This window comes from Brevibacillus sp. (assembly GCF_003521185.1).
GTDB classification, from domain to species: Bacteria; Bacillota; Bacilli; order Brevibacillales; family Brevibacillaceae; genus Brevibacillus; species Brevibacillus parabrevis.
Map to the genome: position 1 here is coordinate 1 of NZ_DOTK01000016.1, position 13925 is coordinate 13925.

Annotated in this window: 7 protein-coding genes; all 7 read right to left on the reverse strand. The window is 51.8% G+C overall.

All coding sequences use genetic code 11. The annotated features are described in order from the left end of the window. Positions 1 to 6528, reverse strand: a 6528-nt coding sequence (locus DEP07_RS04260; protein ID WP_287102170.1) for a non-ribosomal peptide synthetase/type I polyketide synthase, incomplete at its 3' end; no start/stop codon positions are given. Further along, the gene (locus DEP07_RS04265) at positions 6525 to 7685 is read right to left on the reverse strand and encodes an acyl-CoA dehydrogenase family protein (protein WP_122966458.1); all 1161 of its coding nucleotides are present in this window, start codon (positions 7683 to 7685) and stop codon (positions 6525 to 6527) included. The genes DEP07_RS04260 and DEP07_RS04265, both read right to left, overlap by 4 nt. Before the next feature lie 48 nt (positions 7686 to 7733). Continuing rightward, positions 7734 to 8426 carry an SAM-dependent methyltransferase gene (locus DEP07_RS04270; RefSeq protein WP_229049952.1) on the reverse strand — a complete coding sequence of 231 codons (693 nt, stop codon included), beginning with the start codon at positions 8424 to 8426 and terminating at the stop codon, positions 7734 to 7736. A gap of 9 nt (positions 8427 to 8435) precedes the next feature. Beyond that, positions 8436 to 8687 carry an acyl carrier protein gene (locus DEP07_RS04275; RefSeq protein ID WP_122966456.1) on the reverse strand — a complete coding sequence of 84 codons (252 nt, stop codon included), beginning with the start codon at positions 8685 to 8687 and terminating at the stop codon, positions 8436 to 8438. 36 nt (positions 8688 to 8723) lie between these two features. After that, positions 8724 to 9752, reverse strand: a complete 1029-nt coding sequence (locus DEP07_RS04280; RefSeq protein ID WP_173598188.1) for an HAD-IIIC family phosphatase — start codon at positions 9750 to 9752, stop codon at positions 8724 to 8726. A 56-nt stretch (positions 9753 to 9808) separates the two neighbouring features. Next, on the reverse strand, positions 9809 to 10696 hold the full coding sequence (locus DEP07_RS04285; protein ID WP_122966454.1) for a 3-hydroxyacyl-CoA dehydrogenase family protein: 888 nt from the start codon (positions 10694 to 10696) through the stop codon (positions 9809 to 9811). Between the two features lie 116 nt (positions 10697 to 10812). After that, on the reverse strand, positions 10813 to 13899 hold the full coding sequence (locus DEP07_RS04290; protein WP_287102171.1) for a cyclic peptide export ABC transporter: 3087 nt from the start codon (positions 13897 to 13899) through the stop codon (positions 10813 to 10815). Positions 13900 to 13925 lie beyond the last annotated feature (26 nt).

A 13925-nucleotide genomic window follows, 5' to 3' on the forward strand; every position in this document is an offset into this window, starting at 1 on the left:
CTCCCGCCATTCAAGCGCAAAGGACGAAGCAACCGCAACAATCCTTTGCACCAACTCCTGCCCGTCCAGCTCAAAATAAGTCCGCAACGCCTCATGCCGTTGCAGCACCCCCTCACACGCAGCCTGCATCCGCTCCCGGTCGACCGTCCCGTGCAGCAAAAATACGCCCGGAATGTTGTACGCCGTGCTCGTTTCATCAAACTGCTGCAACGCATACAGCCGTTTTTGCTGGGACGAAGCCGGATAGTACGGCGCTTCTGCCGCTTTCGGAATCACGATAGCCGCCTGCGGCGCTTTTTGCCGAATGAGCGGCACCAGCTCGCGGATCGTCGGATGCGCGAACACCTCGTGCATCGTCAGTTGCACCTGGAACGCATCCACAAGCTTGGAAATAAACGATACAACCTTGAGCGAGTCAAATCCCGCTTCAAACAAGTCCTCGTCTTCCCCTACATTCGGACCGCCGATGATCTCCCCTACTAACCGCGAGATCACGCTTCCCTCTTCGCTTGCAAACGTATGAACGACTGGAGCCGATTCGGCCACCTGTCCAGACAGTCGCTCCTGCGAATGCGCAGGCGAAAACGAGAGCGACGCCGCGGACTGTAGCGCTGCACTTGCCAACCGCTTGCCTTTCGCCCGTTTGCCAAACTGGCTGGTGTCAAAACGAAACGCATGGTTCCAGTAACGCTTTTTCGCAAACGGGTATCCCGGCAAAGAAATTCTTCTGCGCCGTTCGCCGTCGTAAAACCGTTTCCAGTCCAGGTCGACCCCATACAGCCACAATTGCGCCACCGTCTTCAAAAGCTGTTCGTCGTCCGCCACTTGCTTTCGCTCCACCCGGATCGTATCGAGCAGCTTTTGGTTGCGCTCAGGGCGCAAAAACCGCTGGGCGAGCATGCAAAGATTTCGCCCCGGCCCAATCTCGATAAATAACGTATGCTCCTGCTGCGCCAGCTTTTGCAACCCTGCCACAAAGCGGACAGGCTCGCGCAAATGCCGCACCCAGTAGCCCGGATCGACCGCTTCCTCTGGCGTAATCGGATTGCCCGTCAAGCTGGACACAAACGGCAGCACAGGCGGCTGGAACGAAACGTTCTGTACGTATTCGCCAAATTCTGCCAGCATCGAATCCAGCATGTTAGAATGCCCCGCGTGGGAAATAGCGAGCCGCATGCTGATGACCTTTTGCTCCTTCAACGCGGCTTCGAATCGGCTGATGTCCTCCTTGCTTCCAGCGACAATACACGATTCCTCGTTCACGGCTGCAATCGACAGCTCATGCGGCAAGATGGAAAGCAAAGCTTCCTCCGCCAAAGGAACCGTCAGCATGACGCCTTCCGGGAGTTTTTCCATGAGCCTGCCTCTGTGGTAAGTCAAAACCAGAGCGTCTTCCAGCGAGAAAACTCCGGCTATGCACGCGGCAACATACTCGCCGATGCTGTATCCGATCATGTTCGACGGGGCAGCGCCCCACTCCATCAGCATCCAGGCCAACGAATACTCGATGGCAAAATGCAGCGGTTGGGAAACGCTCTGCCTGTGTATCTCCCGCGCTATCTGATCGTCAGGCTGGTCGGGGTACAAATAGTCCTGATAGCGGACACCCGAGATGTTTTGCAAAATCGCGAAGCATTCATCCAGCTTCTCGCGGAAAAGCGGCTCGTGACGGTAAAGGTCCAAGGCCATATTCACATATTCCGCACCTTGCCCCGAAAACATGAACACAAGCGCAGGGCTTTGCTCGGAAGCGACAAAATCCCATGATTTCCGGGAGTTTTTCTCCGTCAAAACTTCAATCGCTTCCCGCACTTCTGTGCAAAGCAAGACAGAGCGGTGCGAAAAACGTTTGCGCCCTACCTTCAGCGTATAGGCGGCATCGGCCAGCTGGATGCTGTCGTCGCGCTTGAACCGCTCGCCAATCCGTCCCTTCATCTCTTTCAACGCTGCTTCGCTGTGAGCGGACAACGCGATCATTTGGTACCGCCTTTTCGCTGGCGTCTCGATCGCTGGCGGCGCTTCCTCCAAAATCACATGAGCGTTGCTGCCTCCTTGCCCGAATGAACTGACGCCTGCCCGCAGCGGAAACATGTCTTCGTTTTGCAAATCGAGCAGCTGCGTATTGAGGTAAAACGGGGAATTTTCGAAATCGATCTGCCCATTGACCTCTTCGCAATTGATCGTCGGCGGGATCATCCGGTTTTTGAGCGCGAGCGATGTTTTCATCAGTCCGGCAATCCCTGCCGCCGCTTCCAGATGCCCGATATTCGTCTTGACGGAGCCGAGCCCGCAGTAATTTTTCTTGTCCGTGTCGAAGGCCAGTTTGAGCCCTTCCACTTCAACAGGATCGCCCAATGCCGTTCCCGTTCCATGCGCTTCGACATAGTGAATCTGCGCCGCTTCGATCCCGGACCGTTCGATCGCTTTTTGAATCACGGCCGCTTGTCCTTCCGCACTTGGAGCCGAATAGCCCACTTTGCGGTTTCCGTCATTATTGACAGCCGTGGACTTCAAAACAGAGTAAATATGATCTCCATCTGCCAGCGCATCTTTGAGACGTTTTAAGACGACTAGCCCAACCCCGTTTCCGGTGACAGTCCCGGTCGCTTTCTTGTCAAAGGCGCGGCAATGTCCGTCTTTGGATAACACCATCCCTTCCTGATGGACATATCCGGCTTCATCCAGCAAAGTAACCGCAGCCGCCCCTGCAACGGCGATGTCGCAGTCTCCAAAAAGCAAGTCCTTGTAAGCCCGATCAACTGCCACGAGCGAAGTCGAGCAGGCTGCCTGGACAGTGATCGCTGGCCCGCGCAAATTCATCCGGTAAGCAATCAGCGTCGCGAACGAATTGCTGTTGACGTGATAAATTTGGTATTGCTCAGAAGCGTAAAGCGATGGAGAGAACGTCTCCGGCACCCAATAAATATTGTAGGCAGAGCCGACGTACAAACCGATAGAGCCTGGATACGCTTCCGGCTCGTACCCCGCATCCTCCAGGGCATGCCACGCGCACTCATGCAGCAAGCGAATTTGCGGGTCCATCCACTCGGCTTCCGCTACGGTATAGCCAAAAAATTCGGCGTCAAAGCAATCGATATCGTCGAGCTTTCCTTTCGCCTTGACATAATGCGGATTGTTCCACAGTTCGCGATCGATGCCGAGCGCTTCCATTTCTTCATCGCTGTAAAACTTGATTGCCTCGTTGCCGCTGACGAGATTGCGCCAAAACTGCTCCTTGTCAGCCGCTCCCGGAAATCGGCCTGCCATTCCGATGATCGCAACATCGGTGTCTTGAATATCCACAGTGCGGGGCTTGGCCGCTTTGGGCTTTTCGGCTGAAGGCTTGGCCGTCCGGCTCTCCCCTGTTGCTTTTGCGTGGAAGTAGTTTGCCAATTCATGAATCGTCGGATAGGTGAAAATGGTCTGCACCGGAACGTCCGTGTTCATTTCCGCTTTCAACTCATTGCACAAGCGGATGACGTTGATCGAGTCGCCGCCGACATCAAAAAACCGATCATGTATGCCCACCCGCTCGATTTCCAGCACGTTTTTCCACGTCTCAGCAAGCTTCGCTTCCAGCTTGCTTTTCGGCTCGATCGTATGTTCCAACAAATGCAGCGGCTCTTTTTGCATTTGCACCAACGCTTTGCGATCCACTTTCAAATTGCGGGTGTACGGAATTTCCGGTATCCGGTAGCAAGCAGACGGAATGGCGTAATGAGGCAGCCTCGTTTTGAGAAACGCTTTGCAAGCTGTCCAGTTGAAACCGCTGTCGACCACCAAGTAGGCAGCCAGGGCTGACTCGTTCTTTTCTTTTATTTCGATGACGACGACATCTTTGACCGGGGAAAAATCCTTCAAGGCGCTTTCCACCTCGGCCATCTCTATGCGGTGCCCGCGGATTTTGACCTGATGGTCTTTTCTCCCGACAAACTGCAAGGAGCCATCCGGCAGCCAATAGGCGTAGTCGCCCGTACAATATAACCGCTCGCCCGGCTGAAACGGGTTGGCTATGAACTTTTCCGCAGTGAGCAGCGGCTGGTTCAAGTACCCCTTCCCCAGACCTTTCCCGAAGATACACACTTCTCCCGGATAGCCAAGCGGGCGCAGCGTTCTCTCATTCGACAAAAGATAGATGCCTACATTGGCAATCGGCTTGCCGACAGAAATCGTTTCTTCAAGCCGCTGGATCGTAGACCATACTGTCGTTTCCGTCGGGCCGTACACATTGTAGATAGACTGCTTTGTGATCGCGCGCAACGATTTGTACAAATCTTCCGATAACGTTTCTCCGCCGATCAAAATCTTTTGCATCTGCTGCAGACTGCTCGCTCGCGCCGATTGCACAAGCAGCTTCATCCGCGATGGCGTCGCCTGGAGAATCGTCACCGACTCAGCTTCGATCAGCTTCATGATTTCATCCGGGTCCTTGAGCACCGCATCGCTCGCCAGTGTCATTTTCATTCCCCAGCAGAGCGGCGCCAATGACTCCAGGACAAAAATATCAAACGAGTAGGCAGCGAGCGCCAGAACGGTATGTTCGGGTTCAAAACCGATTTCCCGTTCCATTGCGTACAGAAAATTCACGACGTTTTCATGCGAGATCATGACGCCCTTGGGCACTCCGGTCGATCCAGAAGTATAGATCACGTATGCCAAATCATCGGAAGTCGCTTGAGGGACTGTTACCGCCACTTCCCGAGCGTATTGCTGCAAGTCGCGCAGACTGTACTCTGCTTCGCTTTCTGCCTGGTCCATGCACACAACGGTTTGGAGTAGCGGACACTTGGTTTTAAGCCCAGCCAACACATCCGTGAATTTCTGGACGGACACCACCACATTGGCACAAGCGTCGGAAAGCATCGTCGCGCAGCGTTCCAGCGGCAGCGTCGGCTCCAACGGCAAATAAGCGCCACCGGATTTCAAAATACCGAGCAGCGCGATCACCAGCTCCGGCCGCCTATCCATGAACAAGCCCACGACCTGGTTCGGTTGAACGCCCGCGTCCTGTAATAAATTCGCCAACTGGTTCGCCTGCTCATTCATTTGCCGATACGTAAAAGAACGCCCTTCGTATGTCAGGGCGATGCGCTCAGGCGTTTTGTCCACTTGCTCTTCGAATAGCTGATGGATCGTTTTCCCCGTGGGCAGAGCCACTTTCGTATTGACCCATTCGCCCAGCAGCTTCTGTTTCTCTTCGGGAAACAGAAAGTCAACCGTGCGAATCGTTTCCAGTGGCTGCTCCACCAGATACGTCAAAATCATTTTGTAGCGCGCACAAAGCTCCTGCACGAACGCTTCGCTGTAGACGCGGCAGTCGTAGTCGACAACAAGCTCGATCGTCTCCCACAACGTAATAAAGATCGTGAGCGGATAATTGGTTTCTTCTCTATATGAAAAGGAATCGATGACGAAATTCCGATTTTTCGAATGCGGTTGAAGCGGATAATTTTCAATGACGAGCACCGTATCAAACAGCTCTTTTTCAAAAGGCAGTCCACTGTATTTTTTAATATCCCGCAACGGTGTGGAGCCATAATGCTTGCGGGCATTCATCGAAGCAAACACCCGCTCCAAAAATGCCTGGAGGGATTCGTCCGGGTCGATCGCCAATCGCAGCGGCAACGTATTGATGAACAAGCCCACCATCTTGTCTATGCCATCGAGAGACTCCTCCCTCCCCGAGACGGTCGTGCCAAAAACCACGTCTTTGCTGTCTGCATAAAAATAGTGGAGCAACGCCCATGCCCCGTACAGGTAGCAACTGATCGCATGTTTTCCTTGGCGTTTGATTTCAGCATGAAGCGACTGCGGAATGTCCAGCCGGGCCTGTTTTTTCTCCACGGTGTGCTTGCTTGCATGAGACTGATTGGCTGGGATAATCTCTTGCAACCAGAGCGGATTTACTTCTTGCAGATAGGTTTTCCAGAACGTTTCTTGCTCTGCCTTGTCTTTTTGCTGGACCGCCTTGATAAAGTCTTTGAATTTTCGCTTCGCCGCAACGGTCGGCTGGCGCTGCTCCAGCAACTGCTGATACGTCTCCATGAACTCAGCCAAAAGAATGCCCGTGCTCCACCCGTCGAACAAAATATGGTGGTGACTCAGGATCAGCTGATAGTCCTCGTCTCCCAATTTGTACAAACTGACGCGAAACGCACCTTCCCGCAGATCAAACTTGTTTGCCCGATCTTCGTCCAGCAGGTTAGCCACAAACGTGTCGCGGTCCGCGGTCACCTGTGCCGATACATCCACATAGCGCAAAAAGTCCGGCAGCTCTTTGAGGATGATGAGAAGAGGCGCTTTGACCCCTTCCCATCGAAAAACGGCACGCAGCATCTCGTTGACGGAGACGACGTGCCGCCATGCCTGTTGAAATGCAGCGATATGGACAGCCGAGGAAACATGCAAGCTGATTTGCTCAAAATAGAGGGAGCTGTCCGGTTCTTTCAAGTAATGAAACAGCATCCCTTCTTGCATCGGACTGAGAGAAATGATGTCGCTGACTTGATTGGCATCTAATTTTTTCATACTTCCGTAATCCTTTTTGGCTGATAGTAGCGGTTCGCGCCGTGCATGGCGATGATTTGCTGCTGAATTTGCGAAGACCCTTCAATGATCTCCAAAATTTTCGCCTCCCGGAAAAGACGTTCGACTGGATACAGGTTGCAGCAGCCGTTCGCGCCGAGCACCTGAACGGCATCGGAGGCAACCTTGTTGGCTACTACCGAGGAAAAGTATTTCGCCATCGTCGTTTGCACAATCGCGTCCGGATGATTGTCGGCGCGCATGCGCGCGGCTTCCCGGCAGAGCGAGCGAGCAGCATGAACGTTCGTCACGGCATCGCCGATGATGCCTTTGATCAGTTGAAAGTTGAAAATTTTCTGCCCGGACTGGTTTCTTTTGCGCGCATACGTAACCATCACTTCCAGGGCTTCCTGCGCCAGTCCGACGCCCATCCAGGCGACATTAAACCGCCCCTGGTCGAGCGCGAAGTTGGCAATGCCCGTGAAGCCCATTCCTTCCTTGCCGATCAGCTTGTCCGCGTCCACTTCCACATCGTGCAGCTCGATATCGGCAAGCTGGGAAGCTGCGCAGGAAAGCAGCCCTTCGATTTTGCGAATGTGGACACCCTCTTGCTCGCGGTCGACGAGGAAAGCACTGATCGCGTTCGTCGTCGGATCGGAGGCAATGACGATAAAAAAGTCGGCGATCTCCCCAAACGAGATCCATTTTTTGCGCCCGGTAATCCGATACTTGTCGCCCGCTTTTTCATAGGAAGTTTTCACATCCTTGGCGCCGCTTCCTACTCCCGGTTCGGTTAAAGCAAAAGCCCCGACCTTCTCGCCCCTTGCGATGGGCAGCACGTACTGTGCTTTTTGGTAGTCGCTGCCCCAACGGATGAGCGTTTCGCCTACCAGCCCGGTCGTAACCGTCAGCAGCATCGCGGCAGACAGAGCACCTTTTCCGATCTCTTCAACCAGGTTCCCGTATTCGAGGGGGTGCAGCTGCAAGCCCCCGTACTGTGCTGGAAAGCTTGCAGCCAAGTAGCGCTTTTCCCCCATTTTTTTGATCAGCTCGCGTGAAAGCGCTTTTTGTTGTTCAAATTCGGCAGCAAACGGTCTGATTTCTTCTTCTGCAAACTGTTTTACTTCTTCCAGAATGCTGTGTGGGCTTGTTATTGTCATATTTATTCAATCCCCATCATTCAAAATGTGCTTCTGTCTACGCTTTGCTTATTTGCATAAAATCGTCAAAAAATCGTAGACATAGCCCTGACTGACTTCTGCGCGAATCGGCTGCAAACCACTGGCTCTGAGCTGCTCCAAAGCGATTTTTTTGGTCAGCAGCTCCCGGTATCCCAGGTTGATTTCTGGGTGAACTTCGTAATAAGCACGCGTCAAAAAGCTATCCATCGGAACGATCAAAATCAAATATCCATCCTCCTTGCAAAACTGTTTGTGGATGGACAAGATTTCGGCCTTCTCTTTAAAATGTTCAATCAAACCAAAACTGCAAACAAGATCAAACGTTTCTGTCAGCTTCAGCGTGAACAAGTCTTCGAGCAAGTACGTAATGCGATCCGCATGGTTGTGCGCGACTTGGTTATAGGCGTCGAAGGAGGTTTGGCAATTATCGACCAAAACCCCGCTTCCTTGGTACATCGTCAGCAAAAGCCGTGTCAAAAATCCGGTGCCTGCACCAAGCTCCAGCACTCTCGGCTCGGGCTTGACCGGAACGTCTCGCAACAGCTTTCGAAGCACGTCGCCAAGCACCAAGCCGAGCAAGTGAGCATTTTCGCGCAAAAGTTCCCGGACGTTTTGAAAATATAGGTTTGCATCGACACCGGGTGTCTCTCCGCTGTTAAGCGTGGTAAAATACTCCGTCCAATTGAAATCAGCACTTGTATTTTTCGTCGTGTAAATCATCTGCTTCACTTATTTGTACACCGATTTGGACTGGATAAAGTTCACGATGTTGTTGATCGTATTGAAGTTGGAAATTTCCATTTCGTCGCTTTCAATCGTCAGCTGAAATTCGCTTTCGATAAACGTGACCAGCTTCATCGCGAACAAGGAGTTGACGAAGCCCAGTTCAAAAATATTGTCGTCATCGCTAAATTCCACTTCATCGTCGAATACAACCAGATTGGCCAGAATAAAGTTGCGAATTTGTTCTTGAAGTTGCATGTGTAAACTCTCCTTTTTTTGGTTGAATAGTCATTCCTACGAAACGAGCACATCGATATAAGGCGGGAATTTTTGAATCTGGGTCAAATCGTTTTCCAAGATGACAAAGCCATCTTCTTCTTTGGAAACTTCCTTAAAGTTGGAAAAACGATAGGAAACGTACATCATTTTGTTTCTTTCCGTATTTTTAAAGTCGGCCAGCAATCGTTTGCCGGCTTGCTTGGCCTGCTGCATGATGTGTGCCAGCAATACGGTGCCAACGCCTCTGGAAATCACCCGGCAAGACATGATGAGCAATTTGATATGCCAGTGCGTCTCGTTCATTTCGACCAGGGCGATACCGATTTTTCCGTACGAGCCGTATTTATCGGTCAGCTCGCACACGAACAGCTTGTGGTCGGGCGAATGGCGGAAATAATTCAGCTCGTCGTAGCTGTATATCCGCCCCGTCGAGTTCAACTGATTCGTGCGGACCGTAAGCTCCTCCGCGCGTTTCAGGCAATCTTCCTGCGCCTCGCTGATTATGAACTTCATGTCCAACGTTTTCAAAAACTCTTCGCTCGTGCCTGTGAAAGACTCTTCCTCCTGCTGACGCTCCATGTCTTGCAAATACATTAACCGCCGTTTTTTCGAGTCCTCCGTAATAAAAGCCGGAATCAGCGAAGGGTGTGTCAGCAGCTCGGTATAGCGCTCGGCGTGCAGGCAGTTGATCGAATCGTGCACGCTTTTCACTTCGTCCAGTTCAAAAGGCTGGTCATCGACGAACAATAGCGTGTCCATCCCGATGTTGATCGCCTGCTGGATCGCCCCGATGGATTTGGACTTCGGCTCCCAATGAATTTGCGGGTACAAAAAATAGTGGTCAATCTCAAACTCTTTCAGCTTGCGCATCGCGTCAGCGTAATTGTTTTTGCTTGCCACCGACTGCAAAATGCCGCGCTGATCGAGTTGTTCCATGATTTCCTTGATTTGCGGATAGAGGGCAACATCGTCTCCTTCCGACAAAACGCCCTTCCAGACCGTGTTGTCCAAATCCCAGACGACACATTTAATCCCGTTTTTCAGCTCCATTTGCATGTTCCTTTACATGAAATTTTGATCGGCTTCGTCCGGCACACGGCTTATCTGGCACTGTGCGCCAATGGAGACGCCGCCGTATAATCGAAAAACCCTTTCCCGCTTTTCTTGCCAAGCAGTCCGGCGTCGACCATTTTGACCAGCAGCGGGCACGGGCGATACTTAGGATCGTTGAAGCTCTCGTACAACACTTCAATCGAGTGCAAAATCGTATCGAGCCCGATCAAGTCCGCGGTTGCCAACGGACCCATTTTATGGCTGAACCCCAAGCGGAATATTTTGTCGAGGTCCTGGGGCGTCGCTACTTGGTCGTGAATCGCCCAAATACATTCATTAATCATCAGCATCAGCACGCGGTTTGTGACAAAGCCGGGCGAGTCGTTGACCAGTACAGGCTTTTTGTCGACCGACTTCAGGAAGCTTTTGATTTTCTCGATCGTTTGCTCGGACGTGTAGTAGCCACGGATGATCTCCACCATCTGCTTGAGCGGCACCGGATTCATGAAGTGCATCCCGATGACATTTTCCGGCTTGGGCAGCAGCGAGCCGACCTTCGTGATGGAGATGCAGCTTGTATTGACGCCATAAATCGTGTCTTCCGGGCAATATTGTTTCAGCTCAAGGTAGACCTGCTTCTTGGCCTCCCAATTTTCGGTGATGTTTTCAATTACGAACGGCACGGCAGAAAAATCATCGTAAGTCGTGGTGAACAATACGTTGGCGAGCACTTGCTCTATGTCTTTTACCGGAATCTCTTTTTTCATCAGCTTGACCAGCTTGAAGTCTTCGCGCATCTTCTGCTTCGCTTTTTCCAAAATGTCGGGATGCAAATCTTTCAAAATGACGCGATATCCGTGACTAGCCAGGTCCAAAGCCAAATCCGAGCCCATTATCCCGGCTCCGACAATCCCAATCGATTCGAATGTTTTCATTTTCAGCAATCATCCTTTTCTCATAGTAGACAGCGTAACGAACTCATCCTATCCTGTGGCTTCTCTCATTTTGCGCTCTGCCGCCTCCCCTCCTCTCCCGCATTACCCAGAGATTCTCATGCATGCTGTTTCACATGTTCATGAGCGATCTGCCCGACTTCCATTTTCAAAAGCTGATCGGCTACATGGAAATACCTGTCGTCATGCGTAATCGCAATGACGCACTTGCCTTTTTGCTTCATCTCAGGCAGAAGTGTGTTGTAAAAATATTCTCTAAACTCAGGGTCCTGATCGGCAGCCCATTCGTCAAAGAAATAGACCGGTCGATCCTCCATGCAACTGACTAACAAGGCCAACCGTTTTCTTTGGCCCGTAGACAGATTGACCGTGCTGAAGCCGCCATTCTGGATGTGCAGCTTATGGTCGATGCCGAGTTTCAGCAAATATTCTTGTATTTCTTGTTCTTTTTGATTGACGTTGATGCCGTACAACTTCTCGAACAAGTGAAAATCGCTGAAAATGGCGGCAAAATGTTGCCCCAGCTCTTCCTGGCGCTGACCATTCACCAACAGTTCACCCCGGTCGGGCTTGTACAATCCCACCAGCAGCTTGCCTAATGTCGATTTCCCGCTCCCGTTCCCGCCCGTAATGAAAGTGACCTGACCGGAATGGAAGCTCAAGTTGACCGGACCGACAGTAAACTGCTCGCCCTCGGCGTTTTTATAATGATATTCAACAGCTCTTGCCTCCAAATGAATGCCTTCCCCAGATGGAAGTGCCTCTGTCTTTTGCCCCTCCTGTTTGTCTTCACCGACTTCCAGCTGTCTCGACAGTTCATTCAACCGATTCCAGCTAATCCGCACGCGAATAAAATTCGGGATCGCATCCAAAACGCCGTGTACAGGGCCTGTCATATACAGGAACACAAAAATGTAGGCTCGCAAGGAACTGCTGGCAATATCCGTAAAGACGACAGGGAAAATGAACGCAACGACCCCGATCACGAAGGTGAACAGCAGCTCGCCCATCACAAACACGTTGGCGAAACTTAAATCCCCCTGAATCCGCTTGATCCGGTACGTGTCGCAGCTTTGTTGCAACTCCTGCTGGAATTGCCCTTTCTTTCCTTTGTGGATGCTCAGTTCCTTGAAACCGCCAATCATGTGATTGATGAACTTGAAAAAGGCATTTTGTATGTCCCTCGTCTCTTCCCACACGCGATTGGCATACCGACCTGCGAGAAAATAAAGCCCGGCGGCGACCAAAATCACGACAATGGAAATGAGCAGGCCATACAGATTGACCATGCCTAAATAAATGAAGCAACACAGCAAAGTAACCAGGCTGGTGACCCCGAAAATCAAGATGTTGGACACGCCGCTGATCGTTTCCGTATCGTTGTTCAACACGGAGTAGATGCGCTCTTTTTCGATGGCTTCAATGTTTTGGTACGGAGAGTTGAGAATTTTGTCGATCAACTCTGTTCTTTTTTGGAACACCATCTCGTTTGTGATCGTAATCAGTTTGGCCCTGACCAACCTTTGTCCGCACACGTAGATGAGGATGCCCATGATAAAAAAGGAAAACAAGCCGCCCTGAAAACGGTCAGTATGGTTGAGCGCCTCGTTGATGATAAAAATAATCAGCGCATTGCCCAATCCACTGACGGTACTGAGGACGATGATCGGAAAAAAGGTCCGGTCATTCGCTTTTGGAAACACAACCGTCATCCAGTAATAGACGGAAAACAGCACAATCCCCACAAACAAACTAAGGATGGCGACCACAAAGCTTGCAGGCGCCCAGACGTCGACGAAGCTCCAGGACAGCCCGTCAAACAAGACGGAAGGAATTTGCCAAAAACAGTATCCGCACAGCCCTAAACAGACGAGCAGCACGGCAAAGCGATACGCGTTTTTCACAAACCCTGCGGATGGACGCCGCTGTTTTCGGGCGATTTCGCCGAGCGCCTTGGCGGCAAACCAGGCGGTAACCGCAATCAACGGGATCGCGATGCACAAAATGACAACCGCCACCTTGTCGACACTGCTGTAAAGGTCGGAAACGTTTTCCGGCGGTTGCTTGCCTTGCAAAATTTCCATGATTCCCTGACCCATCGCCTGTGTGTGAGCCGAGTTGATATTGGTTAATACCGCTACTCCCAGCTGCTCGCCCGGGCGAATGACGACCGAGGAAGAGTAATTCGGGTTGCTTCCGCCGTGGGACAGCTCGCCGCTGCCTTTTTGGTAGACGAACCAGCCCGCAGCGTACGAGGAGCCGTCGCCGCCCGGAAAAACAGAGCGATCCGGCTGATGGGACCGTCTAATCAGCTCGCTGCTCACCTGTTCGTTTGCTCCCGAGCCGAGCTGCTTTTTCAGCCAAATCGCCATATCCTCGCTATTGGAAATGATGTATCCGGCTGGCGTATTGCCCCGATACACAGGAGCCTCGTATTCTCGCGCTCCCAAAAAGCCGATTTTATAGCCTTTGGCCATTTCATGCTGCTCGGCTTCCTGACGGAACAGGTAGGAATGCTGCATGCCGAGCGGCGTCAGCACGTTGTCTTTTGCCACTTGTTCAAAAGACTTCCCCGTCACTTTTTCTACGACCAATCCGAGGACATCGTAGTTGATCGACGCATACAGGAAGCGTTCTCCCGGAGAAAAATCGAGCGTCTGTCCTGCGGCTGCCCTGACTGTCCGCTCCAGCGCGTCTGCCTCTTCGCCTGCCGGAATCTCGCCAATCGAGCGGAACGGGATTCCGCTAGTATGGTGGAGCAATTGTTCCAGCGTAATAGGCGGCGTATTTCCTCTGGCATCCTTCATCTGAAACCACGGGAGATATTTTTGCACCGGGTCTTGTAAGCTGAGCAGTCCTTGTTCTTCCAGCGCCAGTATGATCAGGCCAGTAAACGCTTTGCTCGTAGAACCAAGCTCAAACAGCGTTTGTGTCGTCACCGGGCGTTGCGCGGCCACGTCCGCATAGCCAAACCCGCGGTTGTAGATCGTCTCTTCGCCTTTGACAATGACGACAGATGCCCCCGGTATTTTGCCGTCCTGCATTTTTTCCTCGATCCAAGCTTCGATGGCTGCGATTTTTTGTTCGTCCAGACTGGTTGTTGCCGCTGTTTCCGCCTGTAATTTCCAGGGAAAAGTCATGGTGAGCAAAAGCAGGACAAGCCATGCCGCGATTCCTTTTCTCATACACTTAACCTCTCATCCCGAATTTT